This is a genomic window from Streptomyces sp. A0592, assembly GCF_004795115.1.
Taxonomy (GTDB): domain Bacteria; phylum Actinomycetota; class Actinomycetes; order Streptomycetales; family Streptomycetaceae; genus Streptomyces; species Streptomyces erythrochromogenes.
Genome location: NZ_SSBM01000036.1, coordinates 36,730 through 59,493, shown reverse-complemented (window position 1 = coordinate 59,493; position 22,764 = coordinate 36,730). Strand labels below are relative to the sequence as shown.

The 22,764-nt window shown below is 72.6% G+C and carries 21 protein-coding genes and 1 riboswitch; of the genes, 12 read left to right on the top strand and 9 right to left on the bottom strand.

Annotated features, from left to right (window positions below; all coding sequences use genetic code 11):
• Positions 1 to 42 precede the first annotated feature (42 nt).
• Positions 43 to 1,470: a DNA polymerase IV gene (locus tag E6U81_RS32790; RefSeq protein ID WP_136233657.1), complete on the top strand. Its 1,428-nt coding sequence runs from the start codon at positions 43 to 45 to the stop codon at positions 1,468 to 1,470.
• 34 nt (positions 1,471 to 1,504) lie between these two features.
• Here E6U81_RS32790 and E6U81_RS32785 read toward each other — a convergent pair whose 3' ends face one another.
• Positions 1,505 to 1,882, bottom strand: coding sequence for a PRC-barrel domain-containing protein (locus tag E6U81_RS32785; RefSeq protein ID WP_206310077.1), 378 nt, complete (start codon positions 1,880 to 1,882; stop codon positions 1,505 to 1,507).
• A gap of 100 nt (positions 1,883 to 1,982) precedes the next feature.
• A riboswitch (glycine riboswitch) is annotated at positions 1,983 to 2,081 on the top strand.
• A 195-nt stretch (positions 2,082 to 2,276) separates the two neighbouring features.
• Between E6U81_RS32785 and gcvP the strand changes: the two genes are divergently transcribed.
• Complete coding sequence (gene gcvP / locus E6U81_RS32780) at positions 2,277 to 5,162, top strand: aminomethyl-transferring glycine dehydrogenase (RefSeq protein ID WP_136233655.1); 2,886 nt, start codon at positions 2,277 to 2,279, stop codon at positions 5,160 to 5,162.
• A 91-nt stretch (positions 5,163 to 5,253) separates the two neighbouring features.
• Here the strand turns inward: gcvP and E6U81_RS32775 are convergent, their stop codons facing one another.
• Both E6U81_RS32775 and E6U81_RS32770 read right to left on the bottom strand, forming a co-directional pair.
• Complete coding sequence (locus tag E6U81_RS32775; protein WP_030009772.1) at positions 5,254 to 5,442, bottom strand: DUF5999 family protein; 189 nt, start codon at positions 5,440 to 5,442, stop codon at positions 5,254 to 5,256.
• 261 nt (positions 5,443 to 5,703) lie between these two features.
• A complete protein-coding gene (locus E6U81_RS32770; RefSeq protein ID WP_030842417.1) occupies positions 5,704 to 6,324 on the bottom strand; it encodes a hypothetical protein in 621 nt (206 codons plus the stop codon).
• Between the two features lie 496 nt (positions 6,325 to 6,820).
• Between E6U81_RS32770 and E6U81_RS32765 the strand changes: the two genes are divergently transcribed.
• From E6U81_RS32765 to E6U81_RS32755, 3 genes are all read left to right on the top strand, one after another.
• Entirely contained in the window at positions 6,821 to 8,353 is a 1,533-nt protein-coding gene (locus E6U81_RS32765; RefSeq protein WP_136233653.1) for a glutamate-cysteine ligase family protein, read from the top strand.
• Between the two features lie 111 nt (positions 8,354 to 8,464).
• On the top strand, positions 8,465 to 9,265 hold the full coding sequence (locus E6U81_RS32760; protein WP_136233652.1) for a type II CAAX endopeptidase family protein: 801 nt from the start codon (positions 8,465 to 8,467) through the stop codon (positions 9,263 to 9,265).
• 84 nt (positions 9,266 to 9,349) lie between these two features.
• On the top strand, positions 9,350 to 10,066 hold the full coding sequence (locus E6U81_RS32755; RefSeq protein WP_136233651.1) for a hypothetical protein: 717 nt from the start codon (positions 9,350 to 9,352) through the stop codon (positions 10,064 to 10,066).
• Positions 10,067 to 10,123: 57 nt separating this feature from the next.
• Here the strand turns inward: E6U81_RS32755 and E6U81_RS32750 are convergent, their stop codons facing one another.
• Positions 10,124 to 10,945, bottom strand: a complete 822-nt coding sequence (locus tag E6U81_RS32750; protein ID WP_136233650.1) for a PhzF family phenazine biosynthesis isomerase — start codon at positions 10,943 to 10,945, stop codon at positions 10,124 to 10,126.
• Positions 10,946 to 11,126: 181 nt separating this feature from the next.
• On the opposite strand from E6U81_RS32750, the gene E6U81_RS32745 reads away from it, so the two are divergent.
• Positions 11,127 to 11,750, top strand: coding sequence for a PadR family transcriptional regulator (locus E6U81_RS32745; protein ID WP_136233649.1), 624 nt, complete (start codon positions 11,127 to 11,129; stop codon positions 11,748 to 11,750).
• 92 nt (positions 11,751 to 11,842) lie between these two features.
• Here E6U81_RS32745 and E6U81_RS32740 read toward each other — a convergent pair whose 3' ends face one another.
• Positions 11,843 to 12,271: an SRPBCC family protein gene (locus E6U81_RS32740; RefSeq protein ID WP_031149881.1), complete on the bottom strand. Its 429-nt coding sequence runs from the start codon at positions 12,269 to 12,271 to the stop codon at positions 11,843 to 11,845.
• Positions 12,272 to 12,441: 170 nt separating this feature from the next.
• On the opposite strand from E6U81_RS32740, the gene E6U81_RS32735 reads away from it, so the two are divergent.
• Both E6U81_RS32735 and E6U81_RS32730 read left to right on the top strand, forming a co-directional pair.
• Positions 12,442 to 13,404, top strand: a complete 963-nt coding sequence (locus E6U81_RS32735; protein ID WP_136233648.1) for an EamA family transporter — start codon at positions 12,442 to 12,444, stop codon at positions 13,402 to 13,404.
• A 160-nt stretch (positions 13,405 to 13,564) separates the two neighbouring features.
• Positions 13,565 to 14,590 (top strand): EamA family transporter, encoded by a 1,026-nt coding sequence (locus tag E6U81_RS32730; RefSeq protein WP_136233647.1) that lies wholly within the window; start codon positions 13,565 to 13,567, stop codon positions 14,588 to 14,590.
• Here E6U81_RS32730 and E6U81_RS32725 read toward each other — a convergent pair.
• Positions 14,572 to 15,270 carry a pyridoxamine 5'-phosphate oxidase family protein gene (locus E6U81_RS32725; protein WP_136233646.1) on the bottom strand — a complete coding sequence of 233 codons (699 nt, stop codon included), beginning with the start codon at positions 15,268 to 15,270 and terminating at the stop codon, positions 14,572 to 14,574. The genes E6U81_RS32730 and E6U81_RS32725 overlap by 19 nt on opposite strands.
• 37 nt (positions 15,271 to 15,307) lie before the next feature.
• Between E6U81_RS32725 and E6U81_RS32720 the strand changes: the two genes are divergently transcribed.
• Positions 15,308 to 16,642, top strand: a complete 1,335-nt coding sequence (locus E6U81_RS32720; RefSeq protein WP_136233645.1) for an aminotransferase class I/II-fold pyridoxal phosphate-dependent enzyme — start codon at positions 15,308 to 15,310, stop codon at positions 16,640 to 16,642.
• Positions 16,643 to 16,957: 315 nt separating this feature from the next.
• Here the strand turns inward: E6U81_RS32720 and E6U81_RS32715 are convergent, their stop codons facing one another.
• Complete coding sequence (locus tag E6U81_RS32715; RefSeq protein ID WP_206310075.1) at positions 16,958 to 17,941, bottom strand: DMT family transporter; 984 nt, start codon at positions 17,939 to 17,941, stop codon at positions 16,958 to 16,960.
• A gap of 74 nt (positions 17,942 to 18,015) precedes the next feature.
• Here E6U81_RS32715 and E6U81_RS32710 point away from each other — a divergent pair, with 74 nt between their 5' ends.
• A complete protein-coding gene (locus E6U81_RS32710) occupies positions 18,016 to 18,924 on the top strand; it encodes a LysR family transcriptional regulator (RefSeq protein WP_136233643.1) in 909 nt (302 codons plus the stop codon).
• Between the two features lie 345 nt (positions 18,925 to 19,269).
• On the opposite strand, the gene E6U81_RS32705 is transcribed toward E6U81_RS32710, so the two are convergent.
• Positions 19,270 to 19,728 carry a pyridoxamine 5'-phosphate oxidase family protein gene (locus E6U81_RS32705; protein WP_031149895.1) on the bottom strand — a complete coding sequence of 153 codons (459 nt, stop codon included), beginning with the start codon at positions 19,726 to 19,728 and terminating at the stop codon, positions 19,270 to 19,272.
• 76 nt (positions 19,729 to 19,804) lie between these two features.
• Between E6U81_RS32705 and E6U81_RS32700 the strand changes: the two genes are divergently transcribed.
• Positions 19,805 to 20,419, top strand: coding sequence for a cysteine hydrolase (locus E6U81_RS32700; protein WP_136233642.1), 615 nt, complete (start codon positions 19,805 to 19,807; stop codon positions 20,417 to 20,419).
• 324 nt (positions 20,420 to 20,743) lie between these two features.
• On the top strand, positions 20,744 to 21,172 hold the full coding sequence (locus E6U81_RS32695; RefSeq protein ID WP_240804145.1) for a subtilase-type protease inhibitor: 429 nt from the start codon (positions 20,744 to 20,746) through the stop codon (positions 21,170 to 21,172).
• A gap of 77 nt (positions 21,173 to 21,249) precedes the next feature.
• Here the strand turns inward: E6U81_RS32695 and E6U81_RS32690 are convergent, their stop codons facing one another.
• Entirely contained in the window at positions 21,250 to 22,680 is a 1,431-nt protein-coding gene (locus E6U81_RS32690; RefSeq protein ID WP_136233641.1) for a DUF2252 domain-containing protein, read from the bottom strand.
• Between the last annotated feature and the right edge of the window lie 84 nt (positions 22,681 to 22,764).

Here is a 22,764-nt window from a genome sequence, read left to right as displayed (position 1 = left end):
CGAGCGGCCGGAATGTCAGTGGCGTAGGGCAGCATCGGTGCTGTGAGAGCCGCTCCGACCATCCTGCACCTGGACATGGACGCCTTCTACGCCTCCGTCGAGCAGGCGTCGAAGCCGAGCCTGCGCGGCAAGCCCGTCATCGTCGGCGGGCTCGGGCCGCGCGGGGTCGTCGCCACGGCCTCGTACGAGGCCAGGCGGTTCGGGGTGCACTCGGCGATGCCCACGGCGCAGGCCAGGCGGCTCTGCCCGAACGGCGCCTACCTGATCCCTCGGTTCACGCTCTACCGCCGGGTCAGCGATGTGGTGATGGCCATGCTGCGGGAGCTGTCCCCGCTGGTGGAGCCGCTCAGCCTGGACGAGGCCTTCGTCGACCTGGAGGCGGGCGGGGTCGCCTTCGACGCGGGTTCGGCCCGGGCGACGGGCGAGCGGCTGCGGGCCGACATCAGGGCCGCCACCGGGCTCAGCGGCTCCGTGGGGCTCGCCGGGTCGAAGATGCTGGCCAAGGTGGCCTCCGAGGAGGCCAAGCCCGCCGGGCTGCTGCTGATCGAGCCCGGGACCGAGCGGGAACTGCTCGCACCCATGTCCGTACGGACCCTGCCCGGCGTGGGGCCGGCCACGGGGGAGCACCTGCGCCGTGCCGGGATCACCACGGTGGGGGAGCTGGTCGAGGCCGGTGAGGACGAGCTGGTCCGGATGGTGGGCCGCGCGCACGGCACGGGGCTGTACCGGATGGCGCTGGGGCTGGACGACCGGCCGGTGGTCGCTGAGCGGGACGCGAAGTCGGTGTCGGTCGAGGACACCTTCGACGTGGACCTGCACGACCGGGTGCGGATCCGCGGCGAGGTGCAGCGGCTCGCCGACCGGTGTGTGCAGCGGCTGCGGGGATCCGGGCACTCGGGGCGCACGATCGTGCTCAAGGTGCGGCGCTACGACTTCTCCACGCTGACGCGGTCCGAGACGCTGCGCGGGCCCACGGACGACGCGGCGGTGGTCCGGGAGGCCGCCGCGCGGCTGCTGGAGGCGGTGGACACCACGGGCGGGGTGCGGCTGCTGGGGGTGGGGGTGACCGGTCTGGCGGACTACACGCAGGAGGACCTCTTCGCGCAGTCGCTCGCCGCCGAGGCGGAGGCCGAGGCGGAGGCCGAGGCGGAGGCGGCGGCAGAGGAGGGCGGTACGGCCGGCACGGCCGGGGGAGCCGCGCCGGCGGCCGCCGACGGGGGTGCGGGGGCCCAGGAGGGGGCGGAGCAGCCCGCTGAGTCGCAGGAGGCTCCCGAGCGCCGCTGGGCGGCCGGGAGCGACGTACGGCACGTCGTGTACGGGCCGGGGTGGGTGCAGGGCAGCGGGGTCGGCCGGGTGACCGTGCGGTTCGAGCAGCCCGGATCGGAGCCCGGCCGGGTGCGGACCTTCCGGGTGGACGACCCCGAGCTGGAGCCGTCCGACCCGCTGCCGCTGGTGGGGGACACGGACTAGGAGTGGTGCCGGGGGCGCCGGCGGCGCCGGGGTGTCAGCCGTCGTCGCCCGCCAGGCGGCCGAAGTCGCGGTGGAAGTCGGACGGAAGGGTCGTGTCCAGGCCGTAGTGGTGGTAGAGCTGGAGCTCCTGTTCGGGAGAGAGGTGGCGGCCGACGCCGAAGTCCGGTGCGTCCTTGATGAGGGAGCGTTCGAAGGGCACCCGCAGGGTCTCGCCGACCATCTCGCTCGGCTCCAGCGGGACGAAGGCGTCCCGGCTGAACAGGCCCGTGCGGACGGCGGCCCATTCCGGGACACCCGTGGCATCGTCGAGGTAGACCTCGTCGATGGTGCCGATCTTGGCACCGTTGCGGTCGAACGCCTTGCGGCCGATCAGGCTGCGCGGATCGATGTCGGTCTGCACGGTCCCTCCAATTGGTCGCAACTGCTCCGTAATGACTACAGAAGGGCATTTCCGCAGTGGAGGCCACTCGGGGAGCCCCTTGAACCCCGCTGGTAGTCTGGGTGACGGCTGTCGACCCTGTGCGGGAGAGTCCTCCGAGTGAGCAAGACGGAGGCGCCGAAGGAGCAAATCCTCCCCGGAATCTCTCAGGCATACGTACCGCATGGACGAGGCCACTCTGGAAAGCAGGGCGGGTACCGGGCGCGCAGTGCCGGTCCCCCTCCTCACCGACGGTGAAAGCCGGATCTCTCGGGATACCCCCGTGACTCCGGTGAAACTCTCAGGTGCAGATGACAGAGGGGGAGGCCGTCCGGGTGCCCGCGCCGTGGTGCCCCTCGCAGGTCATATGACCAGGAGGCCTCCGTACATGACCGCCAACCGCATTCCGCTCTCCCAGCTGGAGCGAGGCATCCCCTTCGAACAGCGCCACATCGGCCCGGATGCCGAGGCGCAGGCGAAGATGCTCGCCCACGTGGGCTACGGCTCCCTGGACGAACTGACCGCCGCCGCGGTCCCGGATGTGATCAAGACCGCCGACGCGCTCGACCTGCCCGAGGCGCGGACCGAGGCCGAGGTGCTCGCCGAGCTGCGCTCGCTCGCCGACCGCAACCAGGTCCTCACCCCCATGATCGGCCTCGGCTACTACGGGACCTTCACCCCGCCGGTGATCCTCCGCAACGTCATGGAGAACCCGGCCTGGTACACGGCGTACACGCCCTACCAGCCGGAGATCTCGCAGGGCCGCCTCGAGGCCCTCCTGAACTTCCAGACCGTCGTCGCCGACCTCACCGGCCTGCCGACCTCGGGCGCCTCCCTGCTCGACGAGGGCACCGCGGCAGCCGAGGCCATGACGCTGGCCCGCCGCGTGGGCAAGGTCAAGGGCAACGTCTTCCTCATCGACGCCGACGCCCTGCCGCAGACCGTCGCCGTCATCGAGACCCGCGCCGAGCCGATCGGCATCGAGGTCGTCGTCGCCGACCTCTCCGACGGCATCCCCGCCGAGATCGCCGAGCGCGGCGTCTACGGCGTCCTGCTCCAGTACCCGGGTGCCTCGGGCGCCGTCCGGGACATCAAGCCGGTCATCGACCAGGCGCACGAGCTCGGCGCCATCGTCACCGTCTCGGCCGACCTGCTCGCCCTGACCCTCCTGACGTCCCCGGGCGCGCTCGGCGCGGACATCGCCGTGGGAACCACCCAGCGCTTCGGCGTCCCGATGGGCTTCGGCGGTCCGCACGCCGGCTACATGGCCGTCCAGGACAAGCACGCCCGCTCGCTGCCGGGCCGCCTCGTCGGCGTCTCGGTGGACGCGGACGGCAACAAGGCGTACCGCCTGGCCCTGCAGACCCGCGAGCAGCACATCCGCCGGGAGAAGGCCACCAGCAACATCTGCACCGCGCAGGTGCTGCTCGCCGTCATGGCCGGCATGTACGCCGTCTACCACGGCCCGGACGGCCTGCGGACGATTGCCGGCCGTACCCACCGCTACGCGACGCTGCTCGCGGCCGGTCTGCGCGCCGGCGGGGTCGAGACCGTGCACGGCTCCTACTTCGACACGATCACGGTCCGCGTCCCGGGCCGTGCGGCCGAGGTCGTCGCCGCCGCGCGCGAGGGCGGGGTCAACCTCCACCAGGTCGACGCCGACCTGGTCTCCATCAGCTGTGACGAGACCACGCTGCGCGCCGACATCGAGGCCGTCTGGGCGGCCTTCGGCGTCACCGCCGACATCGAGGCGCTCGACGAGACCGTGGCGGACACCCTCCCCGAGGGCCTGCTGCGCTCGGACGCGGTCCTGACCCACCCGGTCTTCCACCAGCACCGCTCCGAGACCGCGATGCTGCGCTACCTGCGCAAGCTCTCGGACAAGGACTACGCGCTGGACCGCGGCATGATCCCGCTGGGCTCCTGCACCATGAAGCTCAACGCGACGACCGAGATGGAGCCGGTGACCTGGCCCGAGTTCGGCCAGCTGCACCCCTTCGCCCCGGTGGAGCAGGCCGAGGGCTACCTCACGCTCATCAACGAGCTGGAGGAACGACTCTGCGAGGTCACCGGCTACGACAAGGTCTCCATCCAGCCGAACGCCGGCTCCCAGGGTGAGCTCGCCGGTCTGCTGGCCGTGCGCGCCTACCACCGGGCGAACGGTGACGAGCAGCGCACCATCTGCCTCATCCCGTCCTCCGCGCACGGCACCAACGCCGCCAGCGCCGTCATGGCGGGCATGAAGGTCGTCGTCGTCAAGACCGCCGACGACGGTGAGGTGGACGCGGACGACCTGCGCGCCAAGATCGAGCAGCACCGCGACGAGCTCGCCGTGCTGATGATCACGTACCCGTCCACGCACGGTGTGTTCGAGGAGCACGTCGCCGACATCTGCGCCCAGGTGCACGAGGCCGGCGGCCAGGTCTACGTCGACGGCGCCAACCTGAACGCCCTGGTGGGCCTGGCCAAGCCGGGTCACTTCGGCGGCGACGTCTCGCACCTGAACCTGCACAAGACCTTCTGCATCCCGCACGGCGGCGGCGGCCCGGGCGTCGGCCCGGTCGGCGTCCGGGCGCACCTCGCCCCGTACCTGCCGAACCACCCGCTGCAGCCGACGGCCGGCCCGGAGACGGGCGTCGGCCCGATCTCGGCCGCGCCGTGGGGCTCGGCCGGCATCCTGCCGATCTCCTGGTCGTACGTGCGCCTCATGGGCGGCGAGGGCCTCAAGCGCGCCACCCAGGTGGCGGTGCTCGGCGCCAACTACATCGCCAAGCGCCTGGAGCCGCACTACCCGGTGCTCTACACCGGCCCGGGCAACCTGGTCGCGCACGAGTGCATCATCGACCTGCGCCCGCTGTCGAAGGCCACGGGCGTCAGCGTGGACGACATCGCCAAGCGCCTGATCGACTACGGCTTCCACGCACCGACCATGTCCTTCCCGGTCGCCGGAACGCTCATGATCGAGCCGACGGAGTCCGAGGACCTCGCCGAGATCGACCGCTTCTGCGACGCGATGATCGCCATCCGCGGCGAGATCGAGCGGGTCGCGGGCGGCGAGTGGCCGGCCGACGACAACCCGCTGGCCAACGCCCCGCACACGGCGGCTTCGCTGGGCGGCGAGTGGAACCACGCGTACACCCGGGACGAGGCCGTCTTCCCGGGCGGGGTCACGGCCGCCGAGAAGTACTGGCCGCCGGTGCGCCGCATCGACGGTGCGTTCGGCGACCGGAACCTGGTGTGCTCCTGCCCGCCGCTGGACGAGTACGACAACTGAGGCGCTCGTCACTGACGCCCGCCGAGTGACATGACGAAGGGGCCGGCCCGGGAGACTCTCCCCGGCCGGCCCCTTCGTCGTCCTACGTCGTCTACGCCGCCGCGAGCGGGCGGTGCGGGGCGATGATCTGCCCGTCCGGCAGCAGCTCACCGGTGTCCTCGAAGAGCAGGACGCCGTTGCACAGCAGGCTCCAGCCCTGTTCCGGGTGGTTGGCCACCGGGCGAGCGGCCTCCCGGTCGGCGGATTCGGCAGACGGGCAGGCTGGCTGGTGCTGGCACATGGATGCGTTCTTTCGCTGCGGTGTGGTCTGTGTGCTACGGCTCGGTACCGGGTTCATGGCCGTCCCCCTGGGTCATCCCCGCAGCAGCGGGGCGCTTGCCATCAGTGTTCCCCCACGACAGCCGCTTCGCAGGGATTTCCCGGCAGCTGTCCTCATGGATTGATGACGCATCACTCGTGCGGGCGGTTCAGGCCAACTCCCCTGTCATTTCGGATGGTTCGCGAGTGGCCCGGGCGGACTAGGCCGAATGGGCGAATCGGGTCAGGCGGCCGGCGCGGCCAGCGACGGCGGGACCGGCGCCGTCGCGGGCGTGAGCCGGTGGGTCAGCACGGGCAGGAGTTCCGAGACCGGATGCGGCCGGTACGCGGCGATGCCGGGCGGGGCCGGGGCCAGCGGCACCAGCAGGTCCTCGCCGGCGGGCAGTCCGGCGGCGGCGTCCGCGCCCACGGCCCCGTGCAGCCACAGCGTCAGCATGTAGAGCTCCGGTACGGAGAGCAGCCGGGGCTGGTAGCCGGTGGCGAGCAGCTCGGCCTGGCGCAGGGCGCGCTCGGTGGCGGCGACGTAGGGGCCCTCGAAGAAGTGCGAGAAGGCCCAGCCGTCGGGCGTCAGCCGCGTGTCGGCCGCCGCGACGTGGCGGTCCCCGCTGCGGATCAGGAACCGCCAGCCGACGAGCCGGGTGCGGGGCGGCCGGCCGGCGGACGCGAGGTCCGAGAGGTTCAGCCGGTCCAGGACGTGCACCGGAAGGGGGAGTTCGGCGGTCAGCGGCCCCTGGATGGCGCGCAGGGCCGGAGTGTGCGCCTCGTGGACGGCGGTGGGGGAACCGAGTGCCGCGAGGACGCTGCGCAGGGCGGGTGCGGGAGCCGGGGGGACATGCAGCGGCATGGTGGGTCGCCTCTCACTTGGGAGACCTGTGGGACGGGGGGCAGGTGCGGGACGGCGCTGTCGCATTCTGGGGCCAGAGGGGGGCCGAGGGGCAATGGCCGCGCGCCAACTCTCTGCCTCGTTTGCGGAGTTTATACGACATGTGTTCACGCAGTGTTTCGGCTAGCTGTCCCGCCTATTGCCGACAAGGCGCTTACCGGTCCCGCTGACATGGCATTCATGCCGGATGTGCGCGAACGTGCCGCGCTGACCTCGGAGGTTACCGGAAGGGGGCTCGGCTGGAAAGCACCTGTTTTCAGGGGCGGGCAAATGTCAAGATGAATTTGCATGAGGCGACTTGCCAGGTGAATGTGCCGAAGCGCCCTTCGGCCAACCCGGCGCGCGCTCCGCGCCACGCACGCCTCCTCCGCGTTATGGATCACGATGCCGGGGCATCATCGACCGTAACGCGCGCCTGGGTGCCCCGGGCCAGGCCCACTCGAGGAGGGACGCTTCGATGGGGGAGAAGGTCGTGGCGGGCGGATTCGACCTGTCCGATCGGCAGCGGTATCGAAGGAAACTCCACGAGTGTCTGGAGGGACTGGAGCGACTTCTGGCGGAGAAGAGGTTCGACCGCCCAAAGAACATGATGGGGCTGGAGATCGAGTTGAATCTCGCGGGAACCGACGGTTTGCCGCGAATGGTGAATGCCCAGGTGCTGGAGCGGATTGCCAGCCCCGATTTCCAGACCGAACTGGGAATGTTCAATCTGGAGGTGAACGTTCTGCCGCACCGGCTCGGCGGCCGGGTATTCGACCAGCTCGCCGAGGAACTCAGCGCAGGGCTGGGATACGCCCACCGGCAGGCCGCGGAGATCGACGCCGGAGTGGTGATGATCGGCATCCTGCCGACGATCTCCCGCACGGACCTGGTCACCGCGAACCTCTCGGCGGTGGACCGCTACTCCCTGCTGAACGAGCAGATCCTGATGATGCGCGGGGAGGACTTCACCCTCGACATCGACGGCGTCGAGCGGCTGATCTGGACCTCCGGGTCCATCGTGCCCGAGGCCGCCTGCACCTCTGTACAGCTGCACCTCCAGGTGACGCCGGCCCGGTTCTCGGCCGTGTGGAACGCGGCGCAGGCGGCGACCGCGGCGCAGATAGCCGTCGGCGCCAACTCGCCCTTCCTGTTCGGGCGGGAGCTGTGGCGGGAGTCGCGGCCGCCGCTGTTCACGCAGGCCACCGACACCCGCCCGCCCGAGCTCCAGGCGCAGGGCGTGCGGCCGCGCACCTGGTTCGGCGAGCGGTGGGTGGACTCGGCGTACGAGCTCTTTGCCGAGAACGTCCGCTACTTCCCCTCCCTGCTGCCGATATGCGACGAGGAGGAGCCCCTGCGGGTGCTGGCCGAGGGCGGGGTGCCGAGCCTGCAGGAGCTGGTCCTGCACAACGGCACCGTCTACCGCTGGAACCGGCCCGTGTACGGGGTGGCGGACGGGGTGCCGCACCTGAGGGTGGAGAACCGGGTGCTGCCGGCCGGGCCGACGGTCACCGACGTCGTCGCCAACGCCGCCTTCTATTACGGACTCGTACGCACCCTCGCGGACGACCCGCGCCCGGTGTGGACCCGGCTGCCCTTCGCCGAGGCGGAGGCGAACTTCGACGCGGCCTGCCGGTACGGGATCGACGCCCGGCTGCGGTGGCCGCGCCGGGGCCGGGCCGGCGGCCTGGTCAGCGTGCCCGCCGTACGGCTGGTCCTGGACGAGCTGCTGCCGATGGCGGCGGCGGGCCTGGACGCCTGGGGCATCGAGCCCGCGGACCGGGACCACTACCTCGGCATCATCGAGGAGCGCTGCCGGCGGCGGGTCAACGGTGCGACATGGCAGGTGGACACCTACCACCGGGCCCTCGCAGCGGGGCTGGAGCGGGACGAGGCGCTGGCCGCGACCACCCGCCGCTACAGCGAGCTCATGCACAAGGGAGACCCCGTGCACACCTGGCCCGTGGGGCTGACGGAGGAGGTGGCCGCGGCGATTCCGGTCGTGCGCTGAGCTGCCCCGCCGCGCCCGGCCCCTTCCTGCGACCCTCCCTCGGTGATCCCCCGCCCGGCCGACGAGGCAGTATGGGGTGGTCGCAACGGGATGGCAGGACGGGAGTCGGGCGTGCGGGCTGAGCCGGAGCCGGTGTTCGTGGAGCTGGGCGAGGACGGGCGGCGGGACCTCCTGCGCACCGAGACCCTGCTCGTCCTGGCCTTGTCGCTGGGCGCGAGCGGGGTCTCGGCACTGATCAGCTTCATCGGCTCGCTGACCAAACCGGGAGGTCTGAAGGACCAGGCCGCCACGCTCAACGGCTCCTACGCCCCCGGCCGGCCCTGGCTGGACCTGGCCTGGCAGCTGTTCGGCATCGCGAGCGCGCTCGTCCCCGTACTGCTGGTGGCGCACTTCCTGACCCGCGAGGGCGCGCCCGGGCTGCGGGTGCTGGGCTTCGACCTCACCCGGCCGCTGCAGGACCTGGGCCGGGGCGTCCTCGTCGCGGCCGGGATCGGGAGCGCCGGGCTGGCCTTCTACCTGGGGTCACGGGCCGCCGGCTTCAACCTCACGGTGGTGCCGGAGGCCCTGCCCGACGTGTGGTGGAAGTTCCCCGTGCTGATCCTCTCCGCGATCCAGAACTCCGTGGTGGAGGAGGTCATCGTCCTGGCCTACCTCCTGCGCAGGCTCGACCAGCTCGGCTGGTCGCCGATGGCGGCGCTGGCGGCCAGTGCGGTGCTGCGCGGCTCCTACCACCTCTACCAGGGCATCGGCGGCTTCATCGGCAACATGGTGATGGGCGTCGTCTTCGTGCTCGCCTACCGCCGCTGGGGACGGGTCGGACCGCTCGTGGTGGCCCACGCGCTGCTCGACATCGTGGCCTTCGGCGGGTACGCCCTGCTCGCGGGCAAGGTGGGCTGGCTGCCGACGCCGTGACGCGGCGGCGCACCCGATCGGCCCCGCAGGGCGGGGCCGTGGGCCGCTGCGGTGCGACGCTGGGGGAGTGAGGAGGCGCGCGCGGTGGCTGTCATGGACTCCCTGGTGTCGTTCGCCCCGTTCTTCGTGCCCGTGATCAGCGGCCTGGTGGGCGGGGCCAGCCTCCTCCTCCGGGACCGCCGAGAGGCGCGCAGCGCCGACCACAAGTACCGCAAACGGCTGGAGAAGGCCCAGCTGGAGGTCCAGTTCATCACCGGCTGGATCCAGGCCAAGGAACTGGTTCCGGCCGACGGCCCGGACCCCGATCCGGCGCCGGGGCGCTGGTTGGACGACTGCTACGCGTCGGTGCGCCGGGCCCAGGACGACGCGGGGGGCCACCAGCGGACGGGTCCCGTCTCGCTGCGGCGCCTGCTGCTGCTGGGCGAGGTGGCGGGCCCGGCGAGGAGCGTGCGGGTCGCCTACTGGATCTCCCTCGCCCTGTTCAACCTGGCGCTCGCGTGGTGGGTGAACGCCCTCGTCTCGGGGGTACCGGGCTTCATGCACGACGAGGGCGTCCCGGAGTCCGAGGAGATCGGCTCCTACCTGGGGGCGGCGGTCACCTTCTTCGTGATCTCGGCCGTCCTGTGGCTGTGGACCGTGCGTCTGGGCGCGGCCGAACCGGGACAGGTCTACCGCAAGCGCATCGACTCGGACGCCTGGGAGGAGAGCGAGCGCAAGCGGCGTGCTGCGGCGCGCGCGAGGGCGGCGGCGAAGGAGGGGGCCAAGGCGGCCCGCGGGGAGCGGGACGGGCCGGCGGGTTGATCCGGCTCCGCCGCCCGCGCCCCGTCCCGGCACCGCCTGCTCACCCCTGACGTCCGGTCACGGGGCGGTGAGGAGCTCCCCGTCGACGACGGTGACGGCGTGCCCGGTCAGCAGGGTGCGGTCGCCCGCCAGGGTCACCCGTACGAGCCCCTGCCGGGCGCCGCCCTGGAGGCCGGTCAGCTCGGTGCGGCCCAGGCGCTGCGCCCAGAACGGGGCGAGTGCGGTGTGGGCGCTGCCGGTGACCGGGTCCTCGTCGATCCCGAAGGCCGGGAAGAAGCCCCGGGAGACGAAGTCGTACCCGCGGGAGGGGTCCTCGGCGGGCGCGGTGACGATCACCCCCCGCTTGGCGAAGGCGCGCAGGGCGGCGTGGTCCGGCTCCAGCTCGCGGACGGTCTTCTCGTCGGCGAGTTCGATGACGAGGTCGCCGATGTGCGCGGCGGTGTCGTGGACGGAGAGGATCGGCGCCCCGCCGAGCGCGTGGTCCACGGCGGGCGGCGCCGGGACCGCGGTCAGCGTGGACGTCGGGAAGTCCATCGTGATCGTGCCGTCCGCGGCGGTCTCGGCCGTGAGGAGGCCGCAGCGGGCGGAGAAGCGGATCAGCCCCTCGGCGAGGCCGGCGGTGGCCAGTACGTGCGCCGTGGCGAGGGTGGCGTGGCCGCACATGTCGACCTCGGCGGCCGGGGTGAACCAGCGCAGCGCCCAGTCGGCGTCCCCGCCGGGCGGCAGGGGGTGCGCGAAGGCGGTCTCGGAGAGGTTCACCTCGGACGCCACCTGCTGCAGCCAGGCGTCAGGGGGGAAGCCGCCCTCGAGGAGCAGCACTCCGGCGGGGTTTCCGCGGAAGGGGCGGTCGGTGAAGGCGTCGACGATTCGGATGCGCATGAAGCGACGGTAGGACGGTTCCTGGAACGTCGACAAAGGCCAATCCGGGGTGACTGGCCTCCTCCCGGGCTGTTCGGTGAATAGTTTCCGATATATCGTTGACGGATCGCGATGGCTCATCGATAGTGGATGCATCGGAGAACCGATGAAACGGACACGAAGTGACGGAAGGAGCGCAGACATGCGTTCACACGGACAGCACGGACAGCACGGCCACGGGCATGAGCACGGACGGGGCCACGGCCACTGCGGGCCGGACCGTCGGGAGGGATTCCAGGGGTTCCGCGCGGCCTTCGGTCCGTTCGGACCGCCCTTCGGCGCAGGGCCCTTCGGCGGCCGCGGCGGCCGCGGGGGACCGCGGGGCCGGGCCCGGCGCGGTGACGTGCGCGCCTCGATCCTGGCGCTGCTCGCCGACCGGCCGATGCACGGCTACGAGATGATCCAGGAGATCGGCGAGCGCAGCGGCGGGGCCTGGAAGCCCAGCCCGGGCTCGGTCTACCCGACCCTGAGCCTGCTGGAGGACGAGGGGCTCATCAGCAGCGAGAGCGAGGGCGGCAAGAAGCTGTTCACGCTCACCGAGGCCGGCCGCGCCGAGGCCGAATCGGGGCCGGACGCCCCCTGGGAGGACGCCGGGCGGGGCTTCGACTTCGAGGCGATGCACGAGGCCCGGCAGGCCAATGCCGGCCTGATGGAGGCCTTCGGGCAGGTCTTCCGAACCGGCTCGCCCGAGCAGCGGGAGAAGGCGCTCGCGGTCCTGGGCGACGCCCGCAAGAAGCTCTACCTGATCCTGGCCGACGAGCACTGAGCGCGGACGGCCCGTACGTACGGCGGCGTGCCCCGCGGCGAGATGTCGCGGGGCACGCGGGCCCTTGTGTGCGCCGGTGGCTGCGGACCGGGTCAGGCGACCAGGCCGGCGAGCTTGCGCAGCGACTCGTTCAGGGCGGCGGTGGCCGAGTCCTTCAGCTTGCCCGCCATCAGGGACACGGCGGCCCCGGTGAACTCGCCGTCGATGCGGACGGTGGTGGCCCCGCCGTCCGGCGTCAGGGTGTAGCGGGTGAGGACGGCGACACCCATCGGGCCCTTGCCGGTGATGGCGAAGAGGCGTTCGTCCTCCAGCTCCGAGACGGTCCAGACGACCTCGGCCGGGAAGCCCATCATCTTCATGTTCTCGGCGAAGGTCGATCCGACCGCCAGGGTCTGCGGACCGCCCTGCGGGAAGTTCGTGTGGGTCATGCTCCACTGCCCGTACGCGTCCCAGTCCGTCAGCTGGGACCAGAGCTGCGCGGCGGACGCCTCGATGCGTGATTCCGCGGTGACTTCAGCCATGCGACCACCCCTTCTCGTCGGGTACGTGCGCGGAAGGTAGCCCCGGCGGCAGAAACATTCAATACTGACGACCTGTCAGATCCCGTGGCGGTGGACGGGCGTGATCTCAGCTCTGTCTCAACAGGTGTCACCGCAGTGACGCTCCTGACCGCCCCTGTCATGATGGCCGGATGCAAGCGTCAGGGAAAAACGCCGGACTGGGCCTCGCCCTCGTCTCTGCGTTCGCGTTCGGTGGTTCCGGAGTGGCTGCGAAGCCGCTGATCGAGGCGGGTCTGGACCCCCTCCACATGGTCTGGCTCAGGGTGGCCGGCGCGGCACTCGTGCTGTCCCCGCTGGCCTGGCGCCACCGCGACCTCCTCCTGCGCAGGCCCGCGCTGCTCGCAGGCTTCGGCCTGGTCGCCGTCGCGGGCGTGCAGGCCTTCTACTTCGCCTCCCTGTCCCGGATCCCGGTCGGCGTGGCCCTGCTGCTGGAGTACCTGGGCCCCGCGCTGCTGCTCGGCTACATCCGCTTCGTGCAGCGCAAGCCGGTGACGCGCGGGGCCGCCGCCGGTGCGGCCGTGGCCGTCGTCGGCCTGGCCTGCGTGGTCGAGATCTGGGCCGGACTGAGCCTGGACCTGCTCGGTGTGCTCTTCGGTCTCGCCGCGGCCTGCTGCCAGGCCTGCTACTTCGTCTTCGCCGACCAGGGCGCGGACGGCGAGGACGCCCCCGACCCGCTCGGGGTGATCTCCTACGGGATGCTCATCGGCGCGCTGGTGATGACGGTCATCGCCCGGCCGTGGGAGATCGACTGGAAGGTACTGGGAGGGGACGCGTCCGTCGGCGGCACGATGGTGCCCGCGCCGGTGCTGCTCGGCTGGGTCGTGCTCGTCGCGACCGTCTTCGCCTACGTGACCGGCGTGGTCTCGGTGCGCAGGCTCTCGCCCCAGGTCGCGGGCGTGGTGGCCTTCCTGGAGGCCGTCGTGGCCACCGTGCTGGCCTGGATCCTGCTCGGCGAGTACCTCTCGACCTGGCAGATCGTCGGCGGGGGCCTGGTGCTGGGCGGTGCCTTCATCGCACAGTCTTCGCGGCCGGCCCCGCAGCCCGCGGCCGAACCGGTCCCGGTGGACCGCGAACCCGCGCAAGCCCCCCTGTAGGGTGGCGAGCATGCCTTCGACCGTGCTTCCGCCTCCCGCGTCCTAGCGGGCGGCGCCCCCACGATGACGATCCGGCCCGGGGAGTACCCGGGCGGGTCGGTGCTGCCCGCGAAGCGATGACCCGATCCACTCATCCTTCACGCACGCACGGAGAACACACGTGTCGAACCACTCGCCCGCCGTCGGGCGCAGCCTGCTGTACCTCGTCGTCGCCGGAGCCGCCTGGGGCACCGCCGGGGCGGCCGCCTCCCTCCTCTTCCTGGCCAGTGACCTCGGCCCGCTCGCCCTGTCGTTCTGGCGGTGCGCGGGCGGGCTCGTCGTGCTGCTCGGGGTGCTCGCCGTACGGCGGGCCCACGCCGGGCGGGGGCGGGCCCGGCCCGCTGCGCGTGCGTCCCGGGCGGGTTCGCCCTCGGCGGGCTCGCTGATCGTCACCGGGCTGCTGTTCACCCTCTTCCAGGCCGCCTACTTCGCCGCCGTCCGCGAGACCGGGCTGGCCGTCGGCACCGTGGTCACCCTCGGTGCCGGGCCCGTGCTCATCGCGCTCGGCGCCCGGTCCTGGATGGGCGAACGCCTCGGCCGCGGCGGCGCGGTCGCCGTCGTGGGGGCGCTCGCCGGACTCGCCGTCCTGGTCCTGGGCAGCGGCGGCGCCGAGGTGCGCCCGCTCGGCGTCGGCTGGGCGCTGCTGTCGGCGGCCGGGTACGCCGCGATGACCCTGCGGGCCCGCCGGCTCGGACAGCGCGGGGCGGCCGGGGACCCGCTGGTGACCACCACCTGGTCCGTCGCGGTGGGCGCGGTGTGCCTGCTGCCGCTCGCCGCGGCGGAGGGGCTGCTGCCGCACACCGCGGACCTGGGGCGGGTGCTGTGGCTGCTGCTGTACGTCGCCACCGTGCCGACGGCGCTGGCGTACGCGCTCTACTTCACGGGCGCCGCTGCCGTGCGCGCCGCGACCGTCTCGGTGATCATGCTGATCGAGCCGGTGAGCGCGGCGGCGATCGCCGTCCTCGTCCTCGGGGAGCGGCTGACCGGCGCCGTCGTGCTGGGCACCGTACTGCTCCTGACGGCGGTCGGTGCGCTGATCGTCGCGGAGTCCCGCGGTCCGGCGGGCGGACCCGCCGGGCCCGCGGAGCCCGCCGAGCCCGCCGGATCCGGCGGCGTACGGCCGGCTCCTCAGAGCGCGGCGAGGTAGGCCGGGAGGGCGATGCCGGGGTCCAGGTCGGCGGCGGGCACGGGGGTCCCGTACGTCCTGCCGACCGGGACCACGCCCGCCCAGTGCGGCAGGCCCAGGTCCTCGGCGTCGTCGTTCGACGGCCCCGTACGGAGCTTCGCGGACACCTCGTCCAGGTCCACCCGGATCACCGCGGTGGCGGCGAGCTCCTTGGCGTTGGCCGGCCGCACGTCGTCGGAACGGCCCGGGGCGACGGCGTCGATCATGGCGTCCAGGGCCGTCCGGCACTCCTCCTCGTCGGTCACCTGGTAGGCGGTGCCGTGGACGACCACGGAGCGGTAGTTGAGCGAGTGGTGGAAGGCCGAGCGGGCCAGCACCAGGCCGTCGACGTGGGTGACGGTGACGCACACGGGCAGGCCCGGGTCGGTGCGGCCGGCCGCGAGCAGCGGGCGGGATCCGGTGGAGCCGTGCATGTAGAGCGCCTCCCCGACCCGGGCGAACAGCGTCGGCAGGACCACCGGCGCGCCGTCGCGGACGTAGCCGAGGTGGCAGACGTAGGCCTCGTCGAGTATCGAGTGCACCGTCTCGCGGTCGTAGCGCGCCCGGTCTCGCGAGCGGGTGGGGACCGTGCGGCCGGTGGGCCCGTACGCACCGGTCGTCCCGGTGCTGGCCGTCGTCTCCGTGGCAGGCGTGGCGGTCATGGTGCGAACTCCATTGCACTAGTGCATAATGTTGTTTGTGCTAGGAGAGTATCGGATCGCAGGGCGTCGCACATCTGAAATCGCGGCCAGTGTCGAGGCGGGCGTGGCATCGGGCGCGCTGCCGCCCGGATCGCTGCTGCCGCCGATGCGGGAGCTGGCGGGGGTGCTGGGCGTCAATCCCAACACCGTGGCAGCCGCCTACAGGACCCTGCGCGAGCGCGGGGTCATCGAAACGGACGGCCGGCGCGGCAGCCGCGTGCGCGCCCGCCCGTCGAGCACCCCGCGGGACGCGCTGCGGATGGTCGTGCCGCCGGGCGTGCGGGACATCGCGGAGGGCAATCCGGACGTGTCGCTGCTCCCCGCGCTGGACGGGGCGCTGGCCGCCGCCGCCCGCCGCCACGGGCGGACGCCGACCCTCTACGGCGCGGAGCCGGTCGCGCCCGACCTGGCGCGGATCGCCCGAACCGACTTCGACGCGGACGGGGTGCCGCCCGGGCCGGTCGCGGTGACCTCGGGTGCGCTGGACGCCATCGAACGGGTCCTGTCCGCCCACCTGCGGCCCGGCGACGCGGTGGCGGTGGAGGACCCGGGGTGGGGCGGCTCGCTCGACCTGGTTCCCGCCCTCGGGCTGCGGGTCCTGCCGGTGGCGGTGGACGACGACGGGCCGCAGGCCGACGCGCTGGCGCGGGCCCTCGCGGCCGGGGCGCGGGCGCTGGTGGTGACCTCCCGGGCGCAGAACCCGACCGGCGCGGCGGTGGGCGGGCAGCGGGCGGGGGAGCTGCGGGAGCTGCTTGCGCGCCATCCGGGCGTGCTGCTGATCGAGGACGACCACGGGCACGGGATCGTCGACCTGCCGGTCCATCCGCTGGGTGGGGTGACCCGGCACTGGGTGATGATCCGGTCCACGGCCAAGGCGTACGGGCCCGACCTGCGGCTCGCCGTGCTGACGGGTGACGAGGTGACCCTGGACCGGGTGCGGGGGCGCCAGCGGCTGGGCCCGGGGTGGGTGAGCCGGCTGCTCCAGCACACGGTGGTGGAGCTGTGGACCTCGCAGGCCGTCGACCGGACGGCGGTCGCCCGGGCCTACGGGGAGCGGCGGGACGCCCTGGTCGAGGCCCTGCGGGAGCGGGGAGTACGGGCGCACGGGCGGACCGGGCTGAACGTATGGGTTCCCGTGGCCGACGAGACGGTGGTGGTCACGCGGCTGCTCGCCGCGGGGTGGGGGGTGGCTCCCGGAGCCATCTTCCGCGTCGAGGCGGGACCGGGGGTGCGGCTGACGGTGTCCCAGCTGGCGATGGCGGAGGTGCCTGCGCTGGCCGACGCCGTGGCCGCGGCGGTCCGGCCCGGCGTGCCGGGCGGGCGCAACGACTGACCGCCGGTCGGAGGGACTCGAGCAGGCCGCCCAGGGTGAAGACGAGTCCGCACAGGGAGATCACCGAGGCCACGAAGCGGTAGAACGTCGTGGACGCGACCCGGGGCGCCGGGCCGAGGTCGCCCCTCGCGTGCATCGCGAGCTCGGTGTCGGCGGCCGACCGGGCCGCCGGCGCGCCGGCGGCGCCGCGCACGTTGAAGGACACCCAGCTGCCCGCGACGACAGCGACGGGTCCGACGGACAGCAGGGCGACGGCCAGGCTCAAGTGGTGCCTCCGGGAGGTGTACAGATGGCCCGGAGGCCAACAGGCGCCGGTCAGGCCGGCTTGCGGGGGGCGGCTCGGGTCTGGGTGAGGGCGGCACCCGCCAGGACGATCGCGGCCCCGACCGGGGTGTTCCAGTGCAGCTGCTCGCCGAGGACCAGCACGCCGGCCGTCGTGGCGATGACAGGGATGAAGTACGTGACCATCTGGGCGGTCGTCGGGCCGACCTCCGTCACCAGGCCGTACTGCATCTGCAGGGCCATGCCGGTGCCGAGGGCGCCCAGCGCGATCACCGACAGGGTCGGCCAGAGCGGGAACGAGGTCGGGGCCGAGGTGAACAGGGCGCTGACGAGCGCGAGCTGGAGGGTGGAGACCATGAGCTGCCCGCCGGTCAGGGCCACCGGGGAGCCGGGGGTGCCGGCCAGCGTGCGGCGGACGTAGATCCAGCCGATGGGGTAGCAGAGCGAGGCCAGCAGGGCGAAGGCGGTGCCCTTGGCATCGACGCCGGAGAAGCCGTGCCAGGCGCCGAGCACGGTGAGCACGCCGAGGAAGCCCAGGCCCAGGCCGGCGAACCGGCGGCGCGTCGGGCGGTCCTCGGAGAGGGCGACCAGCGACAGCGCCATGCCCCACAGCGGGGACGTGGCGTTGCAGATGCCGGCCAGGCTGGAGGGGATGCTCAACTCCGCGTACGCGAAGAGCGAGAACGGCGCGGTGTTGAGTAGGAGCGCCGCCACGGTGAGGTGGCCCCAGGTGCGCAGGCCCCGGGGGAGCGGCTCGCGGCGGACCAGCAGCACGGCCATGAGGGCGAGCGCCCCGAACAGGACCCGGCCCAGGGCCACCTGGAACGGGGCGTACGCCTCGGTACCGACCTTGATCAGCAGGAAGCTGAAGCCCCAGACCACCGAGAGGATCGCGAACCGCACGCGCCAGTCGAGCAGGCCGCGCCGACGGGCCGCAGTGGCGGCGGCCGGGGCGGCCGTGGCGGAGGTCGGGGAAGGTGGCCCAAGGGTCGGTCGGGGGGCTGCGGGTGCGCTCATGCCCCTTACTGTGCTCGTATCAACTTCGTAGGACAAGCGAGAGTTCCTCATGGTGACGGCGTAGCATCGCTTACATGTTGAACCTGGAGCGCCTGCGCACCCTCGACGCCCTCGCCCGTCACGGCTCGGTCAGCGGCGCGGCCGACGGGCTCCACGTGACCACCTCAGCCGTGTCCCAGCAAATGGCCAAGCTGGAGCGCGAGGTCGGCCAGCCGCTGCTGGCGAAGAACGGCCGCGGGGTCCGCCTCACCGACGCCGGACGGCTGCTGGCCGACCACGCGGCCCGGATCATCTCCCAGGTGGAGCAGGCCCAGGCCGACGTCGAGGCCCAGCGCGGGTGCGCCGTCGGCGAACTGCGCATCGGCGCCTTCCCCACCGCCATGCGCGGACTGCTGCCCCAGGCCCTGACCGCGCTCCGCATCGGCCACCCGGATCTGCGGGTCCGGGTGCGCGAGCAGGAACCCGAGGAGAGCATGGCGGCCGTCGTGCGCGGCGACCTCGACATGGCCCTCGCGATCGACTGGCACAACAAGCGGATGCCGGTGCCCGCGGAACTCACCCGGACCCACCTGCTGGACGACTCCGTCGACATCGCGGTCCCGGCCGGTCACCGGCTGGCGGACCGGGCCGCGATCTCCCTCGCCGAGTTCGCGGACGACGAATGGATCTCCTGGAACGAGGGCCAGTTCTGTCACGAGTGGCTGGTCTTCACCCTGCGCGGTACGGGGATCGAGCCGCGCATCGCGCACATCGCCGAGGAGCACCACACCCAGCTCGCCTTCGTCGAGGCGGGGCTCGGGGTGTGCGTCGCGCCGAAGCTGGGCCGCGGCCCGGTGCCGCCGGGGGTACGGCTGCTGCCCGTCTGCGACGCCGTACGCCGCCACGTGTACGCCGTATGGCGCGCGGACGCCGACCGCCGGCCCTCCATCCGGGCCGCGGTCGACGCCCTCCGGACGACGTCCACCGAGCTCCAGCACGCCTAGGCCGTCTCTTCCGGATCTTGCCGGGCCCGCGCTGCCGGCACCGCACCCGGCCGCGTTGTCGAGGCGCCCGAGTACGTCCAGTACACGGGCGCCCCTCCGCCTTGCCGGCCACGGCACCGGATGACGCGGGCCGACCGACAAGATCCGAAAGAAACGACCTAGTGCTGTGACCGGAAAGGTTCACCGTGTCGCGGCGCCCGGCACGGGACCTCGCCGCGTTGTCGGACCACGCGAGTACGTCCGGTACGGGCCGTGGCCCTCCGCCTTGCGATCCACCGCACCGGACACCGCGACCCGGCAGACCTTTCCGGCCACAGCACTGGGCCGTCTCGGTCCCGCAGGTCGTCAGATCTTGCGGAAGTCCCAGGAGACGACCGTGTCCGGAGTGAGGCGGATCCAGGCGTGCCGGCCGTCGTGCGGCATCTCCTCGATCCCGAAGTTCTTGACCGGGAAGATCCGCTCCGCCTCGGCCAGTTCGGGGCAGGGCTCGCCCGTGCGCGGGGCCTCGCCCACGAAGACCGCGCTGCCGGACAGTTCCACGCCGCGCAGCTCGTCGTAGGATTCGCCGGCGTCCACGACCACCGAGATCCGCGGGTCCTTGCGCAGGTCCGCCCAGCGCCGGCTGCGGGTGATCGAGTACAGCCACAGCGAGCTGCCGTCCCACGCGAACCACAGGGCGCCCACGTGCGGGCGCCCGTCGGGCGAGACCGTCGCCACCCGGCAGGTCCGCTGCTCCCGCAGGAACGCGTCCACTTCCGCCCCGCTCATCATGATGCGGCGGCCCCGCCGCTGAGTCTCGTCCATCGGTCCCGCGCCCCTTCACATCTGACTATGTGTCAGGAATCATGAGGGCTCTGCCGACGCCACGCCAGGGGGAGTCATGCCGGATCTCGATCCCGCCACGACCGCGCTGCTCACCGTCGAGTGCCAGAACGGCGTCGTGGGCGAGGAGAGCGCGCTGCCCGAACTCGCCAAGGAGGCGCGGGACTCCGGGATGCTGGGGCGGGTGGCCGCGCTGGTCGACGCCGCGCGCGGGGCCGGTGTGCAGGTGCTGCACGCGGTCGCCGAGCGGCGGCCCGACGGGCTCGGGGCCAACACCAACGCGCGGCTCTTCCGGGCCGCCGGGAAGCTGCCCGTGCGGCAGCTGGCCGGGAGCCGCGCGGTGGAGGTGGCCGCGCCCATCACCGTGGCCGAGCGGGACCTGGTCGTACGCCGGCTGCACGGTCTCTCGCCCATGGCCGGCACCGACCTGGACGCGCTCCTGCGCAATCTCGGGATCCGGACCCTCGTCGTCACCGGGGTCTCCTCCAACATCGCCATCCCGAACACCGTCTTCGACGCCGTGAACCTCGGCTACCGGGTCGTGGTCCCGGCCGACGCCATCGCCGGAGTGCCCGCCTCCTGCACCGCCGAGGTGATCCGCAACTCGCTCGCGCTGGTGGCGGCCGTCACCACGGCGCAGGCACTGCTCGACGAGTGGGCCCCCGCGGGCTGACCGCGGTCGGGCTGGCTCGGAGCGTGCACTTCCGGACAAGCTGGGTAGCCGTCCGGTGAACCCGCGGCGCCCGCGGGCGGTGCGGCGTCCGCAACGTCGCACGTCACCGCCCCCGACTCGCGCCGGTTGCACGGAGTGACGATGCCGTCGCACCCTGTCTGAGCTGCTCGAATGACCACTCGATCTCCGCTATGCGAACAGAGTGTCCGTAAATCGGTCGTCGACGTGCAATGCCCCTTCGACTCGGCGAGGCTTTGGTGCAACAGAGCGCGATACCGAAAGTAATGATCGCGCTAAACCATTGAATCGAAAGTGAGTTTTCCCGTGCGTTACCGTCGCTCAGCCGCCGTCTCCGCCGCCGCGCTCCTCTGTCTGGCCGGTGCCACCGGCATCGCGCAGGCCGAGCCCGAGAGCCTGTACGCGCCCTCGGCCATGGTCTTCAGCGTCGCCCAGGGCGACGATGTGACCGCGCCCACCGTCCTGCGCGCCACCACGGTCAGCTGCGCGCCCGGTGCCCAGGGGACGCACCCCGACCCCAAGGCCGCCTGCGCGGCCCTCAAGTCCACCGGCGGCACCTTCGACCGGCTGCTGTCCACGCCGAACCCGGACCGGGCGTGCCCGATGCACTACGACCCCGTCACCGTCTCCGCGGTCGGTGTGTGGGAGGGCCGCCACGTGGCCTGGAACCACACCTTCTCCAACTCCTGCACCATGGGCGCGACCCTGAACGGCAACGCGGTCTTCGCGTTCTGATCCGGGGATCCGGCGCACCCCGCCGGACGGCGCCGCGGGGGAGGGGGCGCCGTCCGGCCGCGTCCGGGCCGCCGCGGTCAGGCCGCCGGGAGTTCTTCGGCGGGCAGCCGGCCCGCCCGCACCGCGTCGACCAGGGCCTGGTGATCGCGCTCGTTCTGGTCGGCGTACGCCTCGGCGAACTCGGCGAGGGCCCGGTCGAAGACGTCGCCCCGGCCGAGGTACGCGGCGATCGCCACCCGGTCGCCCGACCGTGCGTGCGCGCGGGCCAGGGTCATCCCGCAGGCGTTGCCGAACGTCTCCAGCTGCGCGGGCGGCATCGTCTCCGGCATCGCGATGCCCTTCCAGTCGCGCAGCTGCCGGATGTAGAAGTCCCGCTTCCTGCCGTCGATCCCGTCCACCCGCTCCCAGCCGAGGAAGATGTCGCTCGCCGCCTGCATCAACCGCTGCCCCGAGACCACGCGTTCACCCTGGTTCCGGTACAGGCTGGCGCCGACGTGGTCGGCGAGCACGGAGGTGTCGGCCTCCTTGGCCTGGAGGAAGAGCGGGTCGCGGCCGTCCCTGCCGAGCAGGAGCAGGATCCAGCACCGGGTGCCGACACTGCCGACGCCGACCACCTTGCGGGCCACGTCCACCAGCCGGTAGTCCTCCAGCAGCGCCCGCCGGTTGCTCTCCAGCGTGTGGCCGTAGTGGCCGACCAGCGCGCCCAGCCGGTCCACGAGTTCGTCGCGCTCGGAATCCGGCAGCAGGTCGGCGAGCGGGACCAGCAGAGGCGGGTCCGCCGCGATCCTCGGCCGGCCGTCGACCACCTCGGTGAGCTTGTCGAAGACCTGCAGGCTGTCCCGGGACCGGGCCTTCGCCATCGCCGTGGCCAGCTTCTTGCGGCCGCGCTTGTCGAGCTGTTCGGTGACGAGGGCCTTCAGGCCCTCTGCGTCGATCTTCGCGTACCAGACGTCGAGATTGCCCATCCCGGCGAAGCCGAACATCGCTTCGCGGTACGCGCGCACCGCGGAGTTCACGATGCGGGCGCGCTCGCCCTCGTCGAAGCCGTTCGCCCGGGCGGCGATGACGAGACTCGCGGACAGCCGCTTGACGTCCCACTCCCAGGGACCCGGCAGCGTCTCGTCGAAGTCGTTGATGTCGAACATCAGCCGCCGCTCCGGCGAGGCCAGCAGGCGGAAGTTCAGCAGATGCGCGTCACCGCAGAGCTGTACCGCGATGCCCGAGTCCGGGCTGCCGGCCAGGTCGGACGCCATGATCGCGGCGGCGCCCCGGTAGAAGCGGAAGGGGGACTCCGTCATCCGGGCGTAGCGGATCGGGACGAGCTCGGACACCCGTGTCGCGGACTGCGCCTCCAGGATCGCCAGGGGGTCCGGCCGGTCGGGAGACGGCTGGTACACGGCGTGCCCCGACCGGGGGCAGCGGCGTCGGGCTTCCCTGCCCATCGCCATGCGCTCCTCGGGGGTGGCATCGGGCACCGCGCGCATCGCGGTGATCGCACTCCGGGACATGGAGCCCTCCTGACTGCCTGGCGTGACTGATCTGCGTGCCTGCCTGCGTGCCCGCGCGTGACCGACCTGCCTGCCGGTGCCGCC